The following is a 23,728-nucleotide window of genomic DNA, read 5'->3' as shown; positions in this document are numbered from 1 at the left end:
TCTTGATGCGTGTAGTCGCTTCTAAAAGCTTCTTTCAGCCAAAATTTTGAAGGAGATGCACATCATTCACCTGTCGAATTACCGAACGAATAGAAATAGTCAGGTAAGATGCATAGTCGCCGCAAGGCTTTTATCTAATCACTTTTATAGCCCATGTTTTTGAAAAAAGAATAAAGGAAATTCCGAACTTATATAAAGATGACGCGAACTTCTTCAGCAAGAATATTATTCTTTCAATCAGGATTTTCTTTGTAGAAGATTAATTTAAGTTTGAGCTATGGCTAATCATTTTGAGGCTAAAAATCATAACTTCTTTGAAAAAGATCCTGTTTTCACTCTCATCAACTGAATAATGGATTTTACTCCTGTCCAAAAGCGTTTTGTGAATTTCTTTAGACTGATAAAGACTTGCCAGATAGTGCTTTGTAGCTTGTTAATTTTAGGCTAATGACGATCGCTAACATTGAGTCAAAATCCTAATCCAACGCTCATTCAAATATTTCTTGTGCTTGCTGTGGTAGTTCTAAATCATTTTCAAGATTAGCAATTCCTAAGAAAATACTCTTTTTAAGGCAGGTTTTTCACAATTCATTCGAGTTCCTACATTGCCCTGCAATTGATTAACTAGAGCTGTGTTAAAAATTAGAATTAATATGAAAATAAGAATATTGAGTGAAGCAGCCTGTTTTTTAATTTACTTCAAGAATTTATTAAAAAATAAGCCTATCTAGCACTAGGACTTACTAAGTAGAAACTTGAAAGACTGCGTAAGTTCCCTTTAAGCGTTTTTATTGAATTCTTGCTTCTTATGGTTGCTCAATCCTTCTGCTCTTTGACCCAACGGCTGATTCATCAGCTCAGACCCAATGCCCGACTTAAACGGGTTGCTCAAAGTTGGCTGACTCTGGCGCTGGTGCTAATGCTAGCCACAAGTTGCACTCAAATCAAGCTGCCCGTTCAGCGAGGGGATGTCAGCCTTGATATTCGCACGGTGACAGCCCAACCCAATGGGGTCTATACGATCGCCGGAAACACTGACTTGCCCAAAGATACTGAGATCACGGTTGCGGCTGTGCGGTTGCTTGCTCCAAAGGGGGCGATCGCTGCCGACCCTAACCCGGTTTATTCGCTGTTAGCCTACGAGTCCGTCAAAACGGGAAGTGACACCTGGCAAGCTGAGTTAAGCCTTTGGGAAGTCGCCCCCGACGGTCGCTATCAGGAAACCTGGCAGCTAGAGCAGTCGCGCCTAGACATGACCTTTGAGCCAGACGGAAAAGTAATCTTTTTGGCAACGCTGGCTCCACTGGAAACGCTAACCCAGCTAGAACAACGCCTAGCCCAACGCAACTTGGAATTTGCCAGCAATATTGTCCGCACTACTGCAGAAGGGGAGCAGTATATCCAGGCAGTTAGGGTAGAGGCGATCGCCCTTCCCACGGGCGCAACTACCCCACCCCCCACTCGTCCCGAAGACCTCAACGGTGGCTGGGGCAACCGCTACGTCCTAGTTCCCGAACCACCCACCGAAGTCGAGTACGAATTTCCCGAAGAACGCAAAACAGATGCACCGCCTCGGATTGGGGAATTCCTTCAGTAGACTTTCTGCGTAATGGAGTGATGGGCAGCGGAGACACGCATCACTCCACCACCTCCACGCCCTCATCCTGCTGCAAAATTGTCCCCGTCAAATCTGCTTCGCTCAGGCTAGCATCCGTTAAATCTGTGTCCGTTAAGTTGGCTCTGGTCAGATTTGCGCCCCAAAGGTTCGCTTTAACTAGATTTGCGCCCGTCAGATCAGCCTCTTCCAGATTTGCTCCCCAGAGATCGGCTTCAGCTAGATTGGCACCGCTCAGGTTTGCGCCACTCAAATCCACCCCACCCAGCTTAAAACCACTCAAGTTAACACCGCGTAAATCTGCGCCTGCTTTAAGGACACACATTCCTGCAGCAGCAGGGTCAAATTCTTCAGGAAATTGGGTCGTGTCATCACACAGTGCGCCCTGCAAGTTTGCCTTCTGGCATTCTGTCCGCAGGTCTGCCCCTAACAAAATCGCTTTTCGCAGGTCGGCTCTAGTCAGATCAGCTTGCTGCAAATTTGCGTTACTGAGGTTTGCCTCAGCTAGGGTCGCCTCGCTCAAGTCGGCTGCTGTCAGATTTGTGCCAACTAATTTAGCGCCACTTAAATCACCGCCAAACAGATTTGCCTGACTCAAGTTAGCTTCCGTCAAGTTTGCCTGACTGAGATCTACGCCACTCAAGTCTCTGCCGCTCAAATCGGCGGTGGCTAAGGCAGCTTGGGGTGCAAGCAAATAAGCCCCAGCATCAGCAGGGTCAAACTCTGGCGGAAACTGAGTTACTTCATCGTAAAGTGCGCCGTTGAGCGTCACGTCGTAGAGGATAGCACAGCTTAATTTTGCTTCCCTTAAATCTGCCTGACTCAAATCTGCGCCATTCAGATTTGCTTCGTCTAGAACCGCCTCTCGCAAGCTGGCTCTTTTAAAGCTGGTATTGTTTAGGTTTGCTTCACTCAAGTTTGCATTCCAAAAGTCGCTTCCCTGCAGGTTAGCGTTGCTTAAGCTAATGCAGCTCAAGGTCACGCTGTTAAATTCTCGTTGTCCTGCTGCATATCGCTGTAAAAGTTCGCCAGCCTTCATGGTGCGATCGCCCGCCTTATTTCAATTTCAATTAACATCAGTTTGCTATGAGTCAGTGCAGCCTATGCCGTTACTTCATCGACAATGGCTTCAGCTTGCCAAATCCAGACTGCGTAGCCATTGTGAGTCTGCGTCACAATCGGCTTGTCGCCTCTATGCTCTAATTTTGCTGCAATTTCTAAAGCGCTCTCCTGAGCCATGCCAGATCTAAAAAGACTGAAGTACTTTCCCTGAACGAGTACAGCAAACAATCGTCTTTTCAGATGAGGAACTCTAATGCGGCAGGTTTGGTACTGGTTGTAAGAGTCCGACTCTGAAGCCGCAGTCAACCCTGAACCCCAATCAGCGTCCTGCAAAGCTTCGCTATAGAAAGGCGAGTAGCCTGATTGAAGCGCATTTACAACTTCTTCCTCAGCAGGGGAATGCCCTCCATTACCCCCATTAAAAGAAGCAATATCAGTTGGGTGAGATTCCATCTGAATTGCTGGTAATGCCTCTTCTGGAATAACCTCAACCCGATTAAGGTCAACCGGGTCAGGTTCCTGTTGGGTTTTAGCAAGAGGATCATGGCCATTTTGACCTGGCTTATCTTGACCGATATCCTGCTGAATGGCCTGTGCCCACAGCGACGCAGGCAGATCGGCAGTCGGATCAGCAGAAGAGGCGACCGCCTGCGTTACCTCAAGAGACTCAGTCGGCTGTTTAGACCGCACTAGTGGGAAAGCATCAAGGTTTTTTCCCAGGCTCTCCGCAGCAACGTACTGATCGAACGTTGAAGTTAACGACTCTGACTCTTCATCCAGATCGGCGTCAAAGCGATCTGCTGCATCGTGCGGCTCAGACAAGTCAGAATCGTCTTCTGGGTCGAGTAACTGGGAACCATCGGCTTGACCCGATTTTTCTTGTAGGCTTAACTTTAAGCTAGAAAGCTGGTTTTTGGTTTGAGTCAATTCTTGGGCAGAATGTCTCGCCCGCAGCAACTCAACCGTACCAATGCCCGCTCCAACGCTAAATAGAATGGCAATGCCCACATAGCGAATCGCCACATCTTTATTTTCAGCATCAAACATTGGCTCGATGCGCCCACCACTGAGCAGCGGGGGAATATCAATGGTGATAGGTTCTTTAAGTAGAACGAATGGTAGAGTTAGCGTGGAAAAGACTGCACTGGAAACCAGTACAGCAGGTAAAATAACCGTTCGTAGGGGAAAGCTGCTCATCTGCGACCGCTCCAAAGTATCGACTTGAGCCAGCCCAAAGGCTGAAGAGCGGTAGATAACCCTTAAACTTCAATCCATCTCGCAAGATAAAAGTTTGACCACATTATAGACTAATCAGTCAAGTAGATTGCGGCTAGCAATTGGCAGCAATAGCTTCCAATTCAAGGTTGAGAGGGTTCAACAGCATTGGTCTGCTGCCACCAGCGATTCAATGGATAGTAAACAACCGGTGCCCACAGGCTGCTAAGAATCGCCGAACTTAGGGCAATTCGCTGATGGTAGAACCATATCTCTGCCAGTGCGCGATGGGCACTATGGGTCGATGCACCAATTCCCTGAAAACTAAATTGAATGGCAGTAATGGTTTCAGCCAAAACCGCCATACCAAACACAATCAGCGCAACTGAAATAAAGTCTTCCTGAATGTAGCGCTGCTTTTGTATACGAGCGGTCAACATTCCCACTACCGCAAGGCTAATCGCGTGACTGGGATGAGGTGATGTCATGCCGTCTTGAATCAGCCCCAATACGAGTCCAGCGATCGCCCCCTGCCAAACTGTCCGCTGAATGCTCCAGGAAACTACCCAGATCAGCAGCCAATTTGGTCCAACACCCAGCAGTTCCATACCAGGAAACCGCGTCGGCAGAATGAACAGGCAAAGCAGAACCGAGAAAGCAGTCACAAACCAATTCATCACTTGGGAAGTGTAAATGCCAGACTGAGCGAAGCTAGAGAGTATCGACTTAATCACTTTCTCAATATGTAGAACCTTGACACTAAGGACTACCGGGAACTTCAGTTCGACTGTTAGGGTACACCACGACCCACTCCAGAGCATGAATTGGAGCAGACAGCTCAATCACAGCTTCAGGAGCGGGACTTTTGCTCAGGTTGACCGACTCTACCCGACCAATTGGGAACCCAGGCGGAAAAAGCTGACTAAACGAAGAAGTTGACACCACATCGCCCGGTTGGACATCTGGCACTTTATCAAAAAACTCCATCACAGCCCGATTTGCCGCCTGTCCACGCATATATCCCATATGACGCGAACGGCTGATTGTCACACCCACCTGGCTCGTCGGATCGCTAACCAACAAGACACGGCTCGTGCTGGGCGTAATATGCGTAATCCGCCCAACCAAGCCACCAGGGCCAGCCACAATGCCGCCTACTTCAATGCCATCTCGGCTGCCACGACCCAGCGTGACTTGCTGCCACCAGTGATCGGCACTGCGCCCAATCACAGGAGCGGTAATGCCTCCAGTTGGACGGCTTTGAACGTAACCCAGCATTTCCTGAAGCTGTTGGTTCTGACTCTCTAACTCAGCGAGGCGCTGCTGCAATTCCTGCATTTCAGCACTTTCTATACGGTCTGCCGAAGCTGGCATTGATTCAAAAGGACGAGAAACCTGTTGATAGATTTCAAAAACGGCTGCCCCCTGAGTTTGCCGCAATACCCAAGCGCTACCGAGAGCCAGACAGACTAGCCCCATTCTTAATCCGTGTCGATCCCACCAGCGACGCAGCGTATACATTCAGTCCAATCGTCTCTAAACTAGCGATGTCAATCTTTCCAGAGAACAAACTCCGACCTGACCAAGATTTCTAATACGAGAATCATCAGGTCACTCAGCGATGCAGCACCCGTCTTGCAAGCGAAACGCGATAGTTTAATGACTCGCTGAACCGGGGTGACGATTTTGAATGCTTTTCTACATATTGCGAGAGCGACCGCTAAAGACCCGCTCAAGCTGTTTGAAGTTTTCTAGCACCCTACCTGTTCCTAGTACAACGCAACTGAGAGGATCTGCAGCCACATGGACAACGATCCCAGTCTCGTGACTAATTAGAGTATCCAATCCTTTGAGCAGTGCCCCACCACCAGCTAGCATGATGCCTCGATCGATGATGTCAGCTGCGAGTTCTGGCGGCGTGCGCTCCAAGGTGCGTTTAACGGCCTCAATGATGACGGAGAGGGGTTCTGACATTGCCTCTCGGATTTCAGGACTCTTGACCATAACGGTACGAGGTAACCCTGAAAGTAGGTGCAAACCACGAACATCCATCAAAGATTCGTCATCATCATCGGTGGGATAAGCTGAACCAATAGAGATTTTGATCTCCTCGGAGGTTCTTTCCCCGATGACCAGGTTATGCACTTTCTTCATGTACTGAGAGATTGCTTCACTCAGCTCATCTCCAGCGACCCGAACTGATTCACTCAATACAGTTCCCTGTAAACTCAGAACTGCCACCTCGGTCGTGCCACCGCCGATGTCAATGATCATGTTTCCGGTCGGTTCAGCCACCGGCAGTCCCGCGCCGATCGCCGCTGCCACAGGTTCATCAATTAGATAAACATCGCGTGCGCCTGCTTGCGAAGCTGCCTCCATAACTGCTCGACGCTCTACCCCTGTGACTCCGCTTGGAATACCGATCACAATCCGGGGTGAAACCAACGTCCGCCCCTCATGCACCCGACGAATGAAGTGCTTGAGCATGAGTTCAGCGGTATCAAAATCTGCAATTACTCCGTCACGTAGCGGACGCAGGGCAACTACGTTTCCGGGAGTCCGACCGAGCATCTTCTTGGCGTCCTCCCCAACGGCTAGAGGCACTTTGTTCTCTTGATCCATTGCAACGACAGAAGGCTCTTGCAGTACAATGCCTTTGCCAGATACATAAACTAGCGTGTTAGCGGTACCGAGATCGATACCCATATCCCGCGAGAAGCGACTGAAGAACCCCACTAGCTTTCTAAGCCCCCAAAGTCAAAATCTTGATCACTGCCAAATTCCTACCGCTATCAAAGTGCGGTCGAAGTGGATTCTATTATGTTTTGTAGTTAGAGTCTAGTCAGATGTGCGACTGAATGTTTTAGTCTAACCTCAAGACTTGCTTCAGTCATCTGTATCCTCAAATTCTGTTCCTTGACAAAGAGTCCTTCTCTGAATAAATCAGAAGAGCAGACCCATTAAGTAAGTTGTCCTCATTCCTGGAATAAGCATCAGGATGAAATTAAGATTTCTGCTAACAGCTTTCCTGCCAGGTCATTCAAGCAGCGATCGCAGAGGCAAGGGAAATGTAGTGCGGTAGCTATAAAAGTTCGGTAGAATGTTTTCAGGTAGAACTTTTGTACTATATGGGCGATCGCCCATCAGCAGTGTAAACTCCTGCTAGTCCAGCAACATCATCGATACAAGTTTTATCGCATTCAACACAGAAAAAGTCAGAGGGCGCTATGGGTTTGAATATAGTGACGCTAGTGGGTCGGGTAGGCGGAGATCCTGACGTTAAATATTTTGAGTCGGGCAGCGTTGTTTGCAATTTAACCCTGGCCGTCAATCGCCGCACTCGCAACAGTGAACAACCTGACTGGTTTAGCCTGGAAATTTGGGGCAAAACAGCAGAGATTGCTGCCAACTATGTGCGTAAAGGTAGCTTGATTGGAGTGACTGGGGCACTTAAATTTGACTCTTGGAAAGACCGCAGCACAGGGGCTGATCGCTCAAAACCAGTTATTCGAGTCGAACGACTAGACTTACTTGGGTCCAAGCGAGACAACGAAGCTTCTATGTCAGACGGATACGGCGACGAAGAATTTTAGGCGTTGCTGAATGCGGGTATGATTCACGGATCTCAATTCCCTCTGTAGGGTCATGGCAATGCCATGACCCTACAAAACTTCATATATCAGAGATCAGGGATGCTCCTGCGACGCGGGAGCATCCCTGATCCTTATAGTGGGAAGAGAATAGTAGGAAAAGAGTAAGCTCCCAGAACCCAAGGCTAAATTCTGTCGGAACAGATTGGTGTTGGTCAATCAGCTCATTCCCAAACTGTCGGGCACTAGCCCCTTAATCTGTGCTCTGATGTACGACTTCTGTACAGATGAGTACGTTATGCTACCTACAACGAATTGGTCAATGCTTGCTTTAATGTTTTAAGGGTGATCCTATCTAGAAGAGCAAACCTTGGTTAAAGGTGCGTTAGCGTTCATATCAGCCTTAGCCGCTTTAGCATCCATGCCTTTATGTCTTTAGATACTCCGCCTCAGCAGGGCGATCGCTCCCCCAAGGCAGAGTTACAGCAGCTTCAGCTAGAACAGCAAAAGATGCTGCTGAGCGTCATTACCAAAATTCGAGCATCGCTGGATTTAAGTACGATTTTGCAAACAGCGGTTGCAGAGGTTTGGCGTTTTTTGGCTCTCGATCGAGCCAGCGTGCTGCAAATTCCTCGTTCCAATCCAACTAAGGATTGGAACGCAGGGCAGTTTGTAGCTGAAGAGGTCGCTGCTGGGTTTAGCTCAGTGTTAGTAGTAGATGCTTCAGTCCGCTCTTTGAGCCAATTTCTGTGGGCACAACACCATCCAAAACAGATTCCGCAAGGACAAATTCTAGCCATTGCTGATGTCAATGCGGCTAACCTCACAACAGCCGATTTGCAAACATTTAGCCACTTTCAAGTCAAGGCCAGTCTAAGCGTACCCCTTATGCAGGGCGATCGCCTGTGGGGGATCTTGTGTCTGCATCAGTGCATTACTTCCCGCCAGTGGCAAGCGGATGAAATTGAAGCGATTGAGCAAATTGTGGCTCATCTTATCACAGCAATTCAGCAAGCGGAGCTATTGCGACATCAGCGCAATCTCAACAGCAAATACCTCGATACTGAAGCCGGAATGCATACGCTGTTCACAGCGACTATTACCCGTTTGCAGGCAGAAGTTCGCGATCGCCAACAGGCAGAAGCAGCCCTCCGCCAAAGCGAAGCGACCTATCGGGCCCTGCTCAATGCAATTCCTGATTTGATGATTAGAATGACCCGAAAGGGTATTTATTTAGACTTCATTCCAGCCAAAAATTTCGTCACCTTTAAGACACAGATGGAATGGCGAAACAAAAGCATTTTTGAGACGCTGCCTCCAGACCTGGCTCAGCTTCGAATGGCTAATGTAGAGAGAGCTTTGCAAACTTGCGAAACACAAATTTATGAGCATCAAATTTGTATTAATGGCAGAATTCAAGTTGAAGAAGTTCGGATTGTAGTCAGTGGTGAAGATGAAGTTTTAGTGATCGTGCGCGACATTAGCGATCGCAAACAAGCAGAGAATAAGCTCAAAGAATCGCAAGAATTTTTACAGCTAGTCATTAACAATATCCCTCAATGGATTTACTGGAAAGATCGCAACTCTGTTTATATGGGCTGCAATCGCAACCTTGCCCATGCCGTTGGGCTTGAAAAGCCTGATGATATTGTTGGAAAAACAGATTACGATTTTCCGATTCCTCAAGAACAAGCTGATCACTTTAGAGAATCTGATGCTTATCTAATTGAAACAGGAATAGCTGCTCTGCATGTAATTGAAACTATGTTCTTGGCAGATGGTAGCCAAATTTGGATTGATTCCAGCAAAATTCCGCTGTACGATGCTGCGGGCAATGTTGTGGGCATTCTTGGTTCTTACGACGACATCACAGAGCGCCAGCAGGCAGAAGCAGCCCTGCGCCAGTCAGAGACTCAATTGAGACAGCAGGCGCTCGATTTAGAAAAGACTTTACAGGAACTCAAGCAAACACAGACCCAGCTAATTCAGAGCGAAAAAATGTCTTCGCTGGGTCAACTTGTCGCTGGAGTTGCTCACGAAATCAACAATCCTGTTAGCTTTATCTACGGCAACCTCGCTCATGCCAAAGAGTACACCCATAACTTGCTGGCGTTATTAAATCTATATCAGAAGCACTACCCCAATCCAGATTCAGAAATTCAAACTAAAGCAACAGCGATCGACTTAGATTTTTTAATCGAAGATTTGCCCAAGCTCCTAACTTCTATGAAAGTAGGTGCAGATCGAATTGAGAAAATCATCGCTTCTCTTCGCACCTTCTCTCATACTGACCAGCTAGAAACTAAGACAGTCGACATTCATGAAGGAATTGATAGCACCTTGATGATTCTACAAAATCGACTTAAAGCTCAACACAACCGACAGGCAATTCAAGTACTCAGAGATTACGGCAACCTGCCGTTAGTAGAATGTTACGCCGGACAGATGAATCAGGTTTTTATGAACATTCTGAGCAATTCAATTGATGCTCTAGAAGAGTGTTTAGCTCAGCTTGAAGCTGAATCAAATAGTTTTGCTCGAAATCAAAGAATTAAATCCTTCAAGCCTTTGATTCAGATTTCGACTCAAATGCTCAATGAAGACTGGATTCATATTCGACTTGCCGATAATGGACTGGGCATGGCAGAAGCCGTTCAAAATCGATTATTTGATCCATTCTTTACAACAAAACCCGTCGGTAAAGGGACTGGAATGGGACTTTCGATCAGCTATCAAATCGTCACAGACAGACATGGAGGAACACTAAAGTGCAACTCCTTCCCTGGGCGAGGAGCAGAGTTTGTCATCGAGATTCCGATTCAACAGCAAAGGAAATAGATTAACCTGTTAAGAATTCACTTAAAAAACATTTTTGAAGGGTCAGGTACGGTAGAGCCGATTGGCATTGCCGTTAAGAATGGCGATCGCCCCCTCTTCTGCTTCTTTTGCAGTTAAGTCTCCGTCTTGAATGGTTTGCTCTAGCACCTCACCCAACACCGTTCGCCCCCATTTTGCTCCCAGATAATACAGTTCTGGAATCAGGTGAGCATCAGAGGAATACATCACTTTGCTCATAGGACTCAGCTCAATCAACATTTGCACCGTCTGCCGCATTCCGGCAGTACTCAAAAACGGCACAGCCAAGCCAAAGTCAACATAAACGTGTGGATAGACCGCCGCCAGATAGCCTGCTTCGCGCATAAAGGGGTAGGCGGCGTGAAGCAAAACGATTGGAGCCTGACGAAAACCTAGATCTTCTAACAGCGGTCGCAAGTGCAGCGGATTGGCTAGCCGTAAGTCCAGGTCAGGATCACCAAAACCTGTATGAAACTGCACAGGAAGCTGATATTGGTTGGCGATCGTTAATCCCTGACAGAGCAAAAAGTCAATCAACGGCTTGTTCGTCAACCGGATAGGCTGAGCCGGAAAGGCTTCTTTAATTGCATAGAACTGATCTTCTGCCAGATCGTAAGGAATGGGCTGAATGTCCAAACCTGTCCGATAAGCTGCAATGCTTTTGAAGCCCACAACTCCTTGGGGTGGCGGGTCAAGCTCACTGCGAAACCACTCCAAAAATATGTCGAAGCGGCTAACCTGGCTAATCAACTGCTCCGCCAAATATTCCAACCGCAGCAGCCGATGCACCGGAACAAACTGCTGATGCCACTCCGCAGGCAAAATTGTGTCTGGCAAAAATCCGTTGTCCAGCAAAATTGATTCTAAATTAGCAGCCTCAAAGCATAGCTTCGTTAGTGGTTCTAACCCTAGCTCTGTGCGACGTGCCAAAATCGCCGCTTCATCCGGTTCACAGTTGAGCAGAGCGGCAATGTCTCTGAGGCTGCGTCGATAGCAGAGAGTGTGTTGGGCGTGCTGGGTAAGGATCTGGGCATCATAGCCTTCGGTAAAAGCTGCTGCGTAGGGCATTTGGGCAAAAGCTTCTGAACGCACCAGATTGTGGGCGTGCTGATCAATAGCTGGGATGCTTCCTAAATCCATCAGTAGCGCTCTAGCAATAGTTTGACTTCTTCTTCAAGCGTGAATTGCTTCATAGCTTCCCACTCAGCAGTGCGAACTGCGAGAAATGCCTGTGCCAACGCAGGTTCTAGTGCCTGAAGCAAAACTTCGTCTTGCTGGAGATGGGCGAGCGCCTCTCCTAAATTTTCGGGCAGTCGATCAATCCCTCGCTGCTGGCGCTCTGCTGCTGGCAGCGTTCCTGGATCGACCGAAATGGGTTCTCCGGGATCAAGCCCGCGTCGGATGCCGTCCAATCCAGCGGCGATCGCTGCCCCCAATGCCAGATAAGGATTAGCAGACGCATCTACCGTCTTTAGCTCAAAGTGGGTCGGACTGGGAGGCACAGGATTGCTGGGCACTCGCACCGCTGCTTCTCGATTGTCTACGCCCCAGCAGCGAAAAGCCCCACTCCAAAAGTGGGGCTGAAGCCGACGATAGGAATTGGGGCTAGGGGTCATTAATGCCATCAGTGCAGGCAGATGATGCAAAATTCCGGCAACAAAAGCCTTAGCGATGGCGGAAAGTTCGCCCATTTCATTCATGTCGGGTAAAAGGTTTTGCCCGTCTCGCCAGAGGCTCAAGTGCAGATGACAGCCACTTCCAGCCTGATCCACAAAAATTTTAGGCAAAAAAGAAGCTCGCAACCCATGCCGCAATGCTACACCGCGCACCGTTTCACGAAAGGCGATCTGCCAGTCGGCTGCCTGAAGCGCATGGGTATAACGAATAGAGATTTCGTGCTGTCCTGGTCCCGACTCCGGATAGTAGCGCTCTACGGGGATCTTTTGGGCGATCAGGGCATCAGCGATCGCATCAATCACGGTCTGATTCAAATCCATCCCTAGCGTTGACGCAAATACCGTATGGTCTACGGGAATGGGTTTAGCATCTCGCTCAGCATTTAAACCAGCGGACTGGAGCAAATAAAACTCATTCTCAAATGCCGCTATGATTTCTAGCCCTTCCACCGCCGCTGCCGCAATCATTCGCCGCAAAAATCCGCGCGGGCAAAGCACCCAGGGCACTCCCTTTGTGACCAAATCACCCATCACACGAGCGTGTCCAGGCGCATAGGGCAAAGGGTTGAACGTAGACCAATCAGGCGCTAGCCATGCTTCTCCCACGGGACCTAAGCCGCTGCCAGGAGCAACAGCATCGTACATCACGGGGATCGCCTGCTGTGCCATCGAAATCCCAATGCCGTGTTTTTGATGTTCTGCCAGAAATCTTGTGTGAAATGCCTTTCCCCGAATCACGTTGGCATTATCGCACCAGAGTAGTCGCACAAAGCGGACGTTCTGTAAGTCTAAATCTGGCAGTTGGTTTTCCATCGGCAGCCTAATCGCGATCGCGTCTATGCTTATCTCGTCCCCGGCGTTTTTCTTCGCGTTCTCTCGGTTCATCCGCTTCTTCAGTCCGATCAGCTTCAGTCTGCTCAATTTCAGTCTGATTGCTACTCTGTTCAGCTGCAGGTGAAACTGAAGACGGAGGCTGTACTGAAGATGGAGGTTGCACTGAGGACGTTTGTGGTGCAGGTGTAGCTGGACTAACTACAGGAGCAGGAGACAAAACTCGTTGAACAATTAGCGGAATTGCAGTTGCACCTGCCAGCGAAATTGCACCAACGACCCCTCGTACAATTAGCCCTTTTAATTTTTGGCTGTCCTTAGGTTGGGAAGAACTTGAGTTTTCTACCATAAAAGCTTACCTGCTCTTCAGTGAATGTGGCGATCGCAAAAACTAGATCTTCGACGGATAACTCCCAAAGTTGTTGCTGAATCTGCTTCACCCATTACCAACGCTTTATAAAACTGCTACCCAAATAAAAAGAAGGGGAAGTTTACCTTCCCCTTCTTGCCTAACTTCGCTAATTACCGAAACTAGTTGCCGCCGGACTGCACAGCTTTGTTGGTAATGTTAGTCTGCTGGGGAACCCGTCGCCAGCAGCCATCGTCGCCTTGCACGTAGTCTTGCTTTACGGTATTCCAAGCAACTCGTTGAGCCGCGTTTTGATCCATTCCGTTTGACTCGGCGCTGTTAAAAGCTGCCACAAAAATTTGTGCTGAGCCTTCTAATAGCTTGTCTTTTACGTCAGCTGGCAATTCATCTACTTGTTGATAAGGCATTTTTAATGCTCCTACTTTAATCTTTTGCCTCATCTTAAGAGGCTAATATCATCTGCTCCTCTTTCGGCTGGTAGAGAATGAAATCTCCCTACAGTAGCTATTTTGCGTTCATTCAGGCATCTCAGGCTTCAGCCAATGAGCAAATTCAGTGGCAAAGCGATCGCTCAATATCGCCTCCCTAATTCGTTGAGTGAATCGAATTAGTTCAGTAATGTTGTGAATCGACAGCAAAGTGTATGCCAAGAGCTCCTGCGATCGCAGCAAATGACTCACATAAGCACGGGTAAATTGCTTGCAGGTGTAGCAGGGGCAGGTTTCATCAAGTGGGCTAAAATCCTCTCGGAAACGATTGTTTCTCAGGTTCCAGCGATCGCCCCCCACCAGGGCGTTGCCATGCCGCGCCAAGCGAGTTGGGATCACGCAGTCAAATAAGTCAATACCAGCAGCGATAGCCTGTGCCATTTCCCGATAGGTGCCAACTCCCATCAGATAGCGGGGTTTCTCCTCTGGCAGTAAAGGAGCCGTTGCCTGCACAATTTTCTTGATTAACTCTGGCGGCTCACCCACACTGACACCGCCAATCGCGTACCCCGGCAAGTTCAACTTTGCCAGGTCACGAGCCGCCTGCTGCCGCAAGTCAGGATAAACGCCCCCTTGAACAATTCCAAACAGCGCCTGATCTTGACGTTGATGAGCTGTGATACAGCGTTCCAACCAGCGGTAGGTACGGTCGGTTGCAGCAACAATCGCTTCCCGACTGGCAGGATAGGGGGGACATTCATCAAATGCCATGATCACATCTGCCCCCAGTGCATTTTGAATCTGGATTGAGCGCTCCGGAGTCAGGTGAATGATTTGCCCATCACGGGGCGATCGAAACGTCACCCCTTCCTCAGAAAGCGATCGCATTTCGCTCAGGCTAAATACCTGAAAGCCGCCCGAATCAGTCAAAATCGGACCACTCCAGCCCATAAACTGGTGCAATCCACCCGCCTGCTGCACGATAGCTTCACCGGGCTGAAGATGCAGATGATACGTGTTAGACAAAATCATCTGCGCTCCAGTTGCCTGCAGTTGGGCTGGAGTCAAAGTTTTAACATTAGCTAGCGTTCCTACCGGCATAAAGCGTGGAGTTTCTACCAAACCGTGAGGGGTTGAAAAAACTCCGGCCCTTGCTTGCGTATGCCGACAGCGACCCTGACACTGAAAAGAAAATCCCACGCTTAATTCATCAGAAGAAACTATAGCAATACTAAATGATTGCGGTTGTTGAGCGCAGGTTTAGCCGCATCCAACAACCGCAATCATTATCAAGAACCACTCAGGATTTTTGTATCTTAGAGAGAGAAATTTTCTTCATCATCAATTCGCACATCCCAATTGGCGGAAAGTACTTCGGCAACAACTGCTTCTAGGGCTGCAGCATTGAGACTCCGGGTACTCTGTTCTTGAAGCGGATTGGAGAGTGGAATCAGCCGCAAAACGCTGCCGTCTTGCATTAAGTCAAAGCAGGGTTGCTCGTCAGGGACACGCTTAAGCTCTAAATAATCAAAGCTCTGAACGTTGAGGTAGAGCGTATGGTTGGCTACAAGTGTTGACCGTTGAGGATCAGCAAACACTTCTAACACATACCCTTCGTCTTCCGCTAGCAGCTTGCCGTCTTGACTGTAGCTGTAATGAACCCGACTCAAGTCAGCCAGCAGCCTCTGCATATCTTGCTTGTTGACGACGATGCCATTGTCAACAATGCAGGGGGCTGGCAATTTGGTGTTTCCAGAAAGTTGATCGTGACTCATAGAATGAAAAAGCCCTTGGTCTAGGAAGACCTCAGGTTTGCTAACAACTAAATGATGCAACTATTGAGGAGTTATCCCATTGAGGGGTTGTCTCCAGCACTGTCTAGATCAGAAGTAACAGCAGAATTCGCCTGGGCGAATCGCAGTTTGAACCATGAATCTGAAAAACAGCTAACTTATCATGCTGGGCTGGATACACTACTTCAGGACAAAGCGTTTCAGGAAAAAGCGTTTAACGAAGGATAAGTTGGCTCTATTGCCCTAGCTTTGGTCGTTAGTAGTGAGAATGACGAACAGAAGGAAGACTGACAAGCAACGAAACCAGGAGAGAAAAAGTAGTGCATGAGACAGTGTTATTCCAGGATTCTAGCCTACTTCTTAATGAAATTTACGGAACTTATCTTTGTGGCACTCGTCTAATTGGATTTTTGAGATTTTCCTGTCGTCAGTGACTAGATTATGGCTCCCGCCCTGTACTAAAACATTCGGCCATTAGGCTGAATCCAACACATTAGCAAATAATTGTGGGAGATGCACAGTCTTGGAGATAGATAGTTTTGTCCGATAAACAGCCTTCAACGCAGTTGAACAGGCAAAGTTGGCGATCGCTCTCCAGCAAAGCAGTAGGATCTTTATCTAGCTTGGTTGCTGCGATCGCCTTTTACACCTGCATCCCCATTCCGATAACCGGAAAATTAGAATTTCAAAACGTCGCCCGACTTGCACCTCTGGTTGGGCTAATCATTGGCGGAATATTAGGACTTCTTCATCAAGGCTTGCATCTGCTGGGAGTGCCCGACCTGACCCGTAATGCCGTCATCGTCATTGCCTGGGTCGCGGTCACAGGAGGGCTCCACCTGGATGGAGCAATGGATACGGCTGACGGGTTAGCTGTGTTAGATCGGCAGCGCCGACTTGAGGTGATGGCAGATAGTGCGACGGGTGCATTTGGCGCAATGGCGGCGATCGCCATTCTCTTGCTGAAAGTCACCGCTCTGAGCGATCTCACCGCCTGGCATGAGCTAGCTTTGCCCTTAGCAGCAGGTTGGGGGCGATGGGGGCAGCAAGTGGCGATCGCCCGTTACCCTTATCTAAAGCCAACGGGCAAAGGAGCCTTTCACAAAGCTGCGATTCGCTCACTCAAAGATGTGATGCCCGGGTTTTGCTTGCTGTTGGGATTGAGTTGCATCCCTGTCTTTTGGGATTCTGCTCTGTGGGCTGTGACACTTGGCTCAGTGGCAGCAGGAAGTGCGATCGCTCTGCTCACCGCAGCCTGGTTCAACTGTCAATTAGGAGGACACACAGGCGATACCTATGGAGCAGTCGTAGAGTGGACAGAAGCCCTGTGGCTAGTCGTGTTCACAACCCTACAAAGCTGATCCAGGAAAGGAATTTGAACGGATCTAGATCTAGATATAGTTAAGGTGGATAACGGGTTAAGTCCATAGCCTGAAATCCTAAGTTTTTTTCCCGGTCTTCCACTCTATAGATTCATGACTTCTGACTGCGATCGCTCAGCACCTAATTCATTGACAGCCTGCTCCCAGTCTCTCGGCTTGCCCCAAATCCAACGACATGTCTTTATATGTGCCGATCAAACTGTGCCTAAGTGCTGCGATAAGGCGGTCAGTCTAGTTGCTTGGAATTATCTCAAGCAGCGGTTGAAAGAATTAAAACTAGATGTGCCAACTAGCGATCGCCCAACCTGTATCTTTCGCACCAAAGCCAATTGTCTGCGCGTGTGTCAGCAAGGGCCAATTATGGTTGTCTACCCAGATGGAGTTTGGTATCACAGCGCCAACCCAGATGTGATTGAGCAGATTATTCAAGAGCATTTGATCGGCGATCGCATTGTGTCAGAGTACGCATTTCTAGTCCATCCTTTGCCTGAATCAGCCCAAGTTTCTGGCTCTGAACCGAGTAAGTGATAAAACTTAGAAAATTGCTGTTTTAAGTAGCACCTTCCCATAGGCTTAAAAAGCAAAAAATTATCTTATAAGGTAACTTATTTCCATATCCGGTAATTTATTTCTTTATATGGAAATAAATTGCCGGATATAGAAACCTGGAAATTAAAAAAATAAGAAAAATTGGGTGATGGGCTGTTGCAACCCGACAAAATGAAGGGCAGCATATTGAGGGAAGGGTCGAAATAAACCGAGCTCTTCTCAAGCAAGCTCAAAAGTCCTGTGAGAACACCAAATACTCTGTCTGTAAGTGTTACTCTTGACCTATGCGTGGCGAGTAGTAAAGCATGAAGGAAACCAGTGCCGGAGATCACAAACAGCTTTTGCTGATTGATGATGATCCGAATCTAATTTTGTTAGTCAAAGACTACCTGGAGTTTCGTGGGTATGAAGTGATTACGGCTGAGAATGGTCGTGAAGCACTAGAAGTGCTAGAGAATGCTACTCCGGACATGATCATCTGTGATGTGATGATGCCTGAGATGGACGGATATTCGCTGGTCGAGCATGTGCGAAAGGACGCACGGACAAGCTGGATTCCAGTGCTGTTTTTGTCAGCTAAGGGACAAAGCCAAGATCGGGTCAAGGGTCTAAACACCGGAGCCGATGTCTATATGGTGAAGCCGTTTGAGCCAGAAGAACTGGTGGCTCAGGTTGAGTCTTCTCTAAAGCAGGCTTCACGGCTGATTCAGCACCAAAACAAGGGAACAGATAGTGGACCTAAAATCCAAGTTCCATTTGATGTGGAGTTGACTCCAACCGAGCTAAGAGTGGTGCAATTTGTGGCGCGCGGTATGGCAAATCGTGAAATTGCTGAAGAGCTAAATGTCAGTCAGCGAACGATTGAGAGCCACGTCAGCAATATGCTAGGCAAAACCGGGTTACACAACCGAACGGAGCTGGCTCGTTGGGCGATCGAAAACAGCATGGCTTGAGCCAGGGCATAGCCCTAAAGTGAACTGATCAAAAAGACCGAGCAAGCAGCAGGACAATAAACCTGTTATTTTGTCAGATCGGCTTGAATTTGATCGAAAACTCCACCCTCATCAAAGAATTTTTGCTGAACGGTATTCCACCCTCCCATATCTGCGATTGTAAACAGATTGGTGACGGGAGGAAACTGGTCAGCAAATTCTGTATTGACGGCTTCATCTACAGGGCGAAAGCCAAACCGCGCAAATTCTCGCTGCGCCGCTGGGGTAAAGAGAAACTGAACAAATGCTTCAGCGACTTCACGGGTACCGTGCTGGTCGACGTTGGCATCAATGACGGCGACCGGATTATCAATTGAAATGTTAGTTTCAGGAACTAGATAAAGGATATCCTGACCGTTTAGTTTTGCCAGAATGATTTCGTTTTCGTAATTAATCAGCACATCTCCCTGCCTTTGCTGAAAGAAGGCATCGGTTGCTTCGCGGGCATCTCTAGGCAGGATGGGAATATTTTCAAAAACCTGAGTGGTGTAATTGAGGGCAGTTTGTTGGTCGCCGCCCGCTTGTGTGATCGACCCCCACAATGCCAGGAAATTCCATCTAGCGCCTCCTGAGGTGCGTGGGTTGGCGGTGATAACGTTGACATCAACCTGGGCCAAATCCGCCCAGGTTGATATTGATTTGGGGTTACCGCTGCGGGTGACTAAGGCAGCTACAGACTGATGAGCGATCGCCCCATTCGGCACTCGATCTTGCCATCCCGGTTGGATCAACCCTGCTGCTTCAATTTTCTCGACATCCAGTTCCAAGGACAGGTCTACAATATCTGCTGGTAGACCTTCGATTACCGCCCGAGCCTGAGTCCCTGAGCCGCCGTAGCTCTGGTTAAACACTACCTTTTGCTGGTGCTTCTGTTCCCAATCTGCGGCAAACAAGGGCATGATTTCTCGATAAGCAGCCTCCGTAACCGCGTTGGATACCAGCGTGAGTTCGACAACGTTGCCATTGTCAACGACGGAACAGGCACTAAATCCAGTTGAAACGAAAGCTAAAAGTAGGCTCAGGACAAAGCCGGTCGAGAGGAAAGAGAGGAATCTTTGAGGCGATCGCCCCTTTAGCCTTGCAGCAAGTCGTCGTAGAGATGAGAAAAGCACAGTTAACCGACTGGAATAGTGTGTTTGCAGCTACAAGGTTGAATGGTACACCAAAAATTCCAACACTGGTGAAGGCATCCTCTTCAGACATCCTCTTCAGGCATTATCCAGGGAATGGAACATTGAATTTGGGTGAGAGGGGCAGCGATCGCAGCATCTTCTGAAACGGGTGCTGGTCGTGTAAACACTTCTAGTCGACCGTTCATCTTCTCGATTAAGGACTGGTTGACTAGCAAAGATAGCCCAAAGGAAGGTTTAATAGGCTTCTGTGAATTAGAGGCAGGGAGCTTTGTTGAGGTTGAGGACACTACTTCAGGCTCAGGACTGGATTGCGATGAATTAAGCAGCTCGCTCCATAGGTGGTCTGGTCGCTGATCTTGAATCTGAATGTTAACCTGTTGAAGCTCTAAAGCAACTTGAGTGGTCAGGCGAATGCTGCCTTCCATCACTTGAGAAACGGCTGGATCGACCAGATTAACCAGAACTTGCCTGAGCCAGCGGGGATCAGCCAGGACGTAGGTTTCTGGATCGGGAGGGTCAATTTCTAGCCGCAGTCCGCGATCTTGAATTTGCAGGTGGGTGAGCGCATGAACTTCTTCGAGCACGTCTGCCAACCGCAGCGGCTGAATTTGCATTTCGTAGGTGCCGTGCTGCACTTTAGCAATGCTGATTAATTCATCCAACAGTGCCAACATCTTCGAGGCAGACGCTTGCGCTTGAGCGATCGTTTCTCGCTCCTCCTCTGGGCTGTCACACAGATCGGACAGGATCAGCTGATGCAGGCTAATGATGTTGTTGAGGGGCGATCGCAACTCATGGGAAGTGCGTGCCAAAAACCCTGCCTTAAACTGCCCCATCTCAACTGCCATGTGGTACGCCAGCTGAGTTTGCTGAAGTTGAGCAAGTAGTTCTTGCTCCGGCAGATTCTTTTGCTGAAAATTATCCTCCGGCAAATTTATCCCTCATGTTTCATGCTTCATCTTTCCTAGGCTACCCCGTTGCCAATACCTTCTGCCACGCCAATTTTGCGGCTCCTACGATCCCTGCTTTGTTGCCCAACTGAGCTGACAATAGCTGTAGACCCGTGCGGGAACTGGGCAAAACTCGACGCTCAACTTCCGCTAGCGTCGCAGGAAAGAAGTATTCAGCACTCGCGCTGATACCGCCACCGATGATTACCGCTTCGGGCGTGAGGACATAGATCAGGCTCGCTAGACCTGCTCCCAAATGGCAACCATAATCTTGCCAGAAGGCGATCGCTTCAGCATCTCCGGCTTTGGCTCTGCGACCTAGCTCATCAGGCTCTAGCCCCGTGCGGCGACGAATGGCTTGAATCGAAGCGTACTGTTCTAGAGAGCCACGATTGCCGCTATTGCATTCTGGCCCGTCCATGTTGAGCGTCACCAGTCCTAGCTCTCCAGCGGTGCCATGATGTCCAGTAAACAGTTTGCCATCTAGAATCACGGCTCCGCCAACACCCGTTCCTAGCGTCAGCAAAATCAGATTGCGAAAATAGCGACCTGATCCCAGCCAAAATTCTCCTAATCCAGCGCAGTTGGCATCGTTGGCAAGGGTAGTCTGAATGCTGAGTTTCGACTCTAGCCAGTCTGCTAATGGAATATCGTGCCAACCCTCCAGGTTAATGGCGACTCTGGCAATTCGCCCTTCCGCATCGGTCGGGCCAGGAGTGCCAACGCCGATCGCCCCACTTTGCCCCAGCGGATCAATTTGGGCGATCGCCTCTACCATTGCTGCCAGTACTAGTTCTGGATAGGCGGGCTGTGGAGTCGGCACAGTCAAAGTTTGAAGGCAAGTGCCGTCCGCCCCAAAGCGTCCCAGTTTAATCGCTGAACCACCTAAATCAACCCCAATAACGTGTTGACAGGAATGCTGGCAATCGGCGGCGTTCGGATTCCCCATATTTTGAGCTACTCAGTGCAGTGGATTGGTTAACTTGCGGCTTACCTGACTGCCAATTATACGGGGAGGCTAGGGGTTGTTAATACTTCGTTGAAAACGGAAATTAGGAATTTTGTGGAGACTTTGAGTTCTTAATTCTTTTGGCTCCAATTTTCTCGCCGTAGTAATGGATTAACCCATTCATTCAGTCCTTCGCCAATGAGGGAAAGTCCTACCACTAGAAGGGTCAATGCCAAACCGGGGAATAGGGCTGTCCACCAGATTCCGGTGGGTAGAGCATCCAATGCCTGACGCAGGTCAGAACCCCAGTCGGGAGTGGGTTCAGGTAGTCCCAAACCGAGGAAGCCAAGGCTGCCTAGCGTGAGAACGGCATCAGCGGCGTTCATGGTGAACAGAACTGGGACGCTCTGGATCACATTGAAAAACAGGTAGCGGGATAAAACCGTCCAGGTTGAAGCTCCCATTGCCTGGGCTGCTTCAATGAAAACTTCGGTTTTAACGCTGACCGTGTGGTTGCGGACGACCCGGTAATACAGCGGAATATAGGCAATGCTAATGGCGATCGCCGCATTCAATACACCTCGCCCCACGATAAATGCGAGCGTCACTGAAAGTAAGAGTCCGGGCAAAGTGTAGATGGTATCCATAAGAAACACCAAGACCCGATCAAGCCTGCCGCCCAGATAGCCACTCAACATTCCCAGCGGAACCCCGATCGCCAGACTCAACGCCGTTGCCAATACGACAACCAGCATTGCCGATTGCGCCCCAAATAGCACCCGTGAGAAAACGTCGTACCCTTGACGACTGGTGCCAAACCAATATTCAGATGAGGGGGGCTGGTGTAACGGATTCGTCAAAGTCTCGGTTGGGTTTCGCAACCAGCCCCAAGATTCTATGGTTGGAGCAAAGAGCGCGACCAACAAAAACAGCAGGGTAATAACGATGCCCACCCACATCATCTGGACGGAGAGACTGGGGTTTTGGGAGCCCTGGAGGAAGCGGGGAAAGCGGAGCCTGGTAGGGGTCATTGGGAAGTAGGGAAGGGGCTAGGGAGAGATTAGGGTTGCTTGTGAGTGGTGCGTCGCCACTGTAGAACTGCTCCAAGGAACATGAGGGCGATCGCCATTGTTGCACCAGTTTTAGCGTTCGGGTTACTGAGTAAGCTTTGAAGAGAGTTTTGTTCTGGATTAGAGATTGACCAGAGCTTGATTGTACCGTCTTCACTGGCTGTTACTATGTACTGCCCGTCCGGTGAAAAATCAATATATTCCACGCCTTGGGTATGTTCAGTGATTTGCTGTTGAAGGCTGAAGTCAGAGACGCGGTAGAGTCTGAAGCCAAAGTTTTCGTTGGGGTCTTGACGTTCCGAGCCGCCGCCACCCGTAGCGAGATATTTCCCGTCGGGCGAGAAGGCAACGGCTTCTACCAAAGAGGTGCCATGCTCTAGCTCGGCGATCTGTTCGCCTGTGTCAAAGCGAAAGACTTTAGCGACATCTTCATTACCATTAGCAGTGGCGATTAACTCTCCATCAGGCGAAAGGCGAACAGACTTAACCGAGCCGCCATTGTTTGCCGCCCGGACAGTTCTGACTAGGCGACCGTCCGAGGTGCGAGAAATTTTAACGGTGCGATCGGCTGAACCTGACAGGACATACTCACTATCTTGGGTGAAGTCGATGGAGTTGATGTCCCGACGGTGCGAGATGCGATCGCCATATCGCAAGGACCAGTCGCCTGGGTCATACATCTTCACCTGACTGTTGTTGCCGTGACTGGGGGCAGCAAAAAACTGTCCATTTGGAGAAAAAGCAATTCCGTCTGCGCCATCTCCTTCTAGAGTGGTGAGAAGGCTACCATCCCTGGCTCGATAAATTTTAATGCCGTCAGTATTGCCTGAAACCGCGATTTGCTCACCATCGAGTGAAAAGAAAACTGCTTCAACTTCGCCCTGTTTGTCATCGAGCGAACCGTCCCAGTAAACTCCTTCCCAAATTAGGGAGCCATCCGCAACCCGCCACAGCCGAAATTTGCCGTCTCCCCCACCTGAGACAATAAACTGACTATCTGGAGAAAATTCTGCGGTTTCTGAAGTCCCAGCTTCACCATGCGGATCGGCAGCAGCAGTCCATACTAGCGTCGGTGAGGGAGTTTCTGCTTCTGCACTGGCGATCGCTTGATCTTTGACGGTTAATGCTGAAGCAGCAAGAACGCCTAGACCAATCCAAGGAAGCAGCCAGCCCAAATTTTTTCTAAACTGCATAGATGTTTTATCTTTTTGGAAGCTTATTCGTAGAGACGTAATTCCATCGCGTCTTTACCGGGGCATCTATGGCC

General features: G+C 49.0%; 23 protein-coding genes. 7 read left to right on the top strand and 16 right to left on the bottom strand.

Annotated features, from left to right (window positions below; genetic code table 11):
* The first annotated feature begins 808 nt into the window (after window positions 1-808).
* The gene (locus H6F93_RS28815; RefSeq protein WP_190688599.1) at window positions 809-1,597 is read left to right on the top strand and encodes a hypothetical protein; all 789 of its coding nucleotides are present in this window, start codon (window positions 809-811) and stop codon (window positions 1,595-1,597) included.
* A 40-nt stretch (window positions 1,598-1,637) separates the two neighbouring features.
* Here the strand turns inward: H6F93_RS28815 and H6F93_RS28810 are convergent, their stop codons facing one another.
* From H6F93_RS28810 to H6F93_RS28790, 5 genes are all read right to left on the bottom strand, one after another.
* Window positions 1,638-2,654: a pentapeptide repeat-containing protein gene (locus H6F93_RS28810; protein ID WP_190688596.1), complete on the bottom strand. Its 1,017-nt coding sequence runs from the start codon at window positions 2,652-2,654 to the stop codon at window positions 1,638-1,640.
* 62 nt (window positions 2,655-2,716) lie between these two features.
* A complete protein-coding gene (locus H6F93_RS28805; protein WP_190688593.1) occupies window positions 2,717-3,874 on the bottom strand; it encodes a hypothetical protein in 1,158 nt (385 codons plus the stop codon).
* 161 nt (window positions 3,875-4,035) lie between these two features.
* Window positions 4,036-4,569 (bottom strand): rod shape-determining protein MreD, encoded by a 534-nt coding sequence (gene mreD / locus H6F93_RS28800; RefSeq protein WP_199314180.1) that lies wholly within the window; start codon window positions 4,567-4,569, stop codon window positions 4,036-4,038.
* A gap of 82 nt (window positions 4,570-4,651) precedes the next feature.
* The gene (mreC, locus tag H6F93_RS28795) at window positions 4,652-5,413 is read right to left on the bottom strand and encodes a rod shape-determining protein MreC (protein WP_190688587.1); all 762 of its coding nucleotides are present in this window, start codon (window positions 5,411-5,413) and stop codon (window positions 4,652-4,654) included.
* Between the two features lie 177 nt (window positions 5,414-5,590).
* Entirely contained in the window at window positions 5,591-6,628 is a 1,038-nt protein-coding gene (locus tag H6F93_RS28790) for a rod shape-determining protein MreB (protein ID WP_190643347.1), read from the bottom strand.
* 491 nt (window positions 6,629-7,119) lie between these two features.
* Here H6F93_RS28790 and H6F93_RS28785 point away from each other — a divergent pair, with 491 nt between their 5' ends.
* Together H6F93_RS28785 and H6F93_RS28780 are read left to right on the top strand one after the other, a co-directional pair.
* Complete coding sequence (locus H6F93_RS28785; protein ID WP_190643346.1) at window positions 7,120-7,485, top strand: single-stranded DNA-binding protein; 366 nt, start codon at window positions 7,120-7,122, stop codon at window positions 7,483-7,485.
* Window positions 7,486-7,911: 426 nt separating this feature from the next.
* Window positions 7,912-10,320, top strand: a complete 2,409-nt coding sequence (locus tag H6F93_RS28780) for a PAS domain S-box protein (RefSeq protein ID WP_190688584.1) — start codon at window positions 7,912-7,914, stop codon at window positions 10,318-10,320.
* 42 nt (window positions 10,321-10,362) lie between these two features.
* On the opposite strand, the gene H6F93_RS28775 is transcribed toward H6F93_RS28780, so the two are convergent.
* The 6 genes from H6F93_RS28775 to H6F93_RS28750 form a co-directional block, all read right to left on the bottom strand.
* Entirely contained in the window at window positions 10,363-11,478 is a 1,116-nt protein-coding gene (locus H6F93_RS28775) for an amidohydrolase family protein (RefSeq protein ID WP_190688581.1), read from the bottom strand.
* On the bottom strand, window positions 11,478-12,827 hold the full coding sequence (locus H6F93_RS28770; RefSeq protein WP_190688578.1) for a glutamine synthetase family protein: 1,350 nt from the start codon (window positions 12,825-12,827) through the stop codon (window positions 11,478-11,480). Before H6F93_RS28770 ends, H6F93_RS28775 begins: the two co-directional genes overlap by 1 nt.
* Window positions 12,828-12,834: 7 nt before the next feature.
* Window positions 12,835-13,194, bottom strand: a complete 360-nt coding sequence (locus H6F93_RS28765; RefSeq protein ID WP_190688574.1) for a hypothetical protein — start codon at window positions 13,192-13,194, stop codon at window positions 12,835-12,837.
* A 182-nt stretch (window positions 13,195-13,376) separates the two neighbouring features.
* Entirely contained in the window at window positions 13,377-13,622 is a 246-nt protein-coding gene (locus H6F93_RS28760) for a ChaB family protein (RefSeq protein ID WP_190643341.1), read from the bottom strand.
* Window positions 13,623-13,730: 108 nt separating this feature from the next.
* Window positions 13,731-14,843: a tRNA guanosine(34) transglycosylase Tgt gene (tgt, locus tag H6F93_RS28755; protein ID WP_347277373.1), complete on the bottom strand. Its 1,113-nt coding sequence runs from the start codon at window positions 14,841-14,843 to the stop codon at window positions 13,731-13,733.
* Window positions 14,844-14,959: 116 nt separating this feature from the next.
* On the bottom strand, window positions 14,960-15,418 hold the full coding sequence (locus H6F93_RS28750) for a hypothetical protein (protein ID WP_190643339.1): 459 nt from the start codon (window positions 15,416-15,418) through the stop codon (window positions 14,960-14,962).
* Window positions 15,419-15,469: 51 nt separating this feature from the next.
* On the opposite strand from H6F93_RS28750, the gene H6F93_RS28745 reads away from it, so the two are divergent.
* From H6F93_RS28745 to H6F93_RS28730, 4 genes are all read left to right on the top strand, one after another.
* Window positions 15,470-15,664 carry a hypothetical protein gene (locus H6F93_RS28745; RefSeq protein ID WP_190643338.1) on the top strand — a complete coding sequence of 65 codons (195 nt, stop codon included), beginning with the start codon at window positions 15,470-15,472 and terminating at the stop codon, window positions 15,662-15,664.
* Window positions 15,665-15,975: 311 nt separating this feature from the next.
* Window positions 15,976-16,797, top strand: a complete 822-nt coding sequence (gene cobS, locus H6F93_RS28740) for an adenosylcobinamide-GDP ribazoletransferase (protein WP_242043666.1) — start codon at window positions 15,976-15,978, stop codon at window positions 16,795-16,797.
* Window positions 16,798-16,911: 114 nt separating this feature from the next.
* On the top strand, window positions 16,912-17,346 hold the full coding sequence (locus tag H6F93_RS28735) for a (2Fe-2S) ferredoxin domain-containing protein (protein ID WP_190643337.1): 435 nt from the start codon (window positions 16,912-16,914) through the stop codon (window positions 17,344-17,346).
* Between the two features lie 326 nt (window positions 17,347-17,672).
* Window positions 17,673-18,320, top strand: a complete 648-nt coding sequence (locus H6F93_RS28730) for a response regulator transcription factor (protein WP_190643336.1) — start codon at window positions 17,673-17,675, stop codon at window positions 18,318-18,320.
* A gap of 65 nt (window positions 18,321-18,385) precedes the next feature.
* Here H6F93_RS28730 and H6F93_RS28725 read toward each other — a convergent pair whose 3' ends face one another.
* The 5 genes from H6F93_RS28725 to H6F93_RS28705 all read right to left on the bottom strand — a co-directional run bounded on the left by H6F93_RS28725 (window position 18,386) and on the right by H6F93_RS28705 (window position 23,654).
* Window positions 18,386-19,471 carry a sulfate ABC transporter substrate-binding protein gene (locus tag H6F93_RS28725; protein ID WP_190688569.1) on the bottom strand — a complete coding sequence of 362 codons (1,086 nt, stop codon included), beginning with the start codon at window positions 19,469-19,471 and terminating at the stop codon, window positions 18,386-18,388.
* Between the two features lie 83 nt (window positions 19,472-19,554).
* Complete coding sequence (locus H6F93_RS28720) at window positions 19,555-20,424, bottom strand: sensor histidine kinase (protein WP_190688566.1); 870 nt, start codon at window positions 20,422-20,424, stop codon at window positions 19,555-19,557.
* Window positions 20,425-20,461: 37 nt separating this feature from the next.
* Window positions 20,462-21,391, bottom strand: a complete 930-nt coding sequence (locus H6F93_RS28715; protein ID WP_190688563.1) for an ROK family protein — start codon at window positions 21,389-21,391, stop codon at window positions 20,462-20,464.
* Window positions 21,392-21,522: 131 nt separating this feature from the next.
* The gene (locus H6F93_RS28710; RefSeq protein WP_190688561.1) at window positions 21,523-22,422 is read right to left on the bottom strand and encodes an ABC transporter permease; all 900 of its coding nucleotides are present in this window, start codon (window positions 22,420-22,422) and stop codon (window positions 21,523-21,525) included.
* Window positions 22,423-22,451: 29 nt separating this feature from the next.
* Window positions 22,452-23,654, bottom strand: a complete 1,203-nt coding sequence (locus H6F93_RS28705; RefSeq protein WP_190688558.1) for a WD40 repeat domain-containing protein — start codon at window positions 23,652-23,654, stop codon at window positions 22,452-22,454.
* Between the last annotated feature and the right edge of the window lie 74 nt (window positions 23,655-23,728).

This window comes from Leptolyngbya sp. FACHB-671 (genome assembly GCF_014695745.1).
GTDB lineage: Bacteria > Cyanobacteriota > Cyanobacteriia > Elainellales > Elainellaceae > JAAUTN01.
The sequence above is the reverse complement of the archived record's forward strand: the minus strand, read 5'-3'. Positions and strand labels throughout refer to the sequence as shown.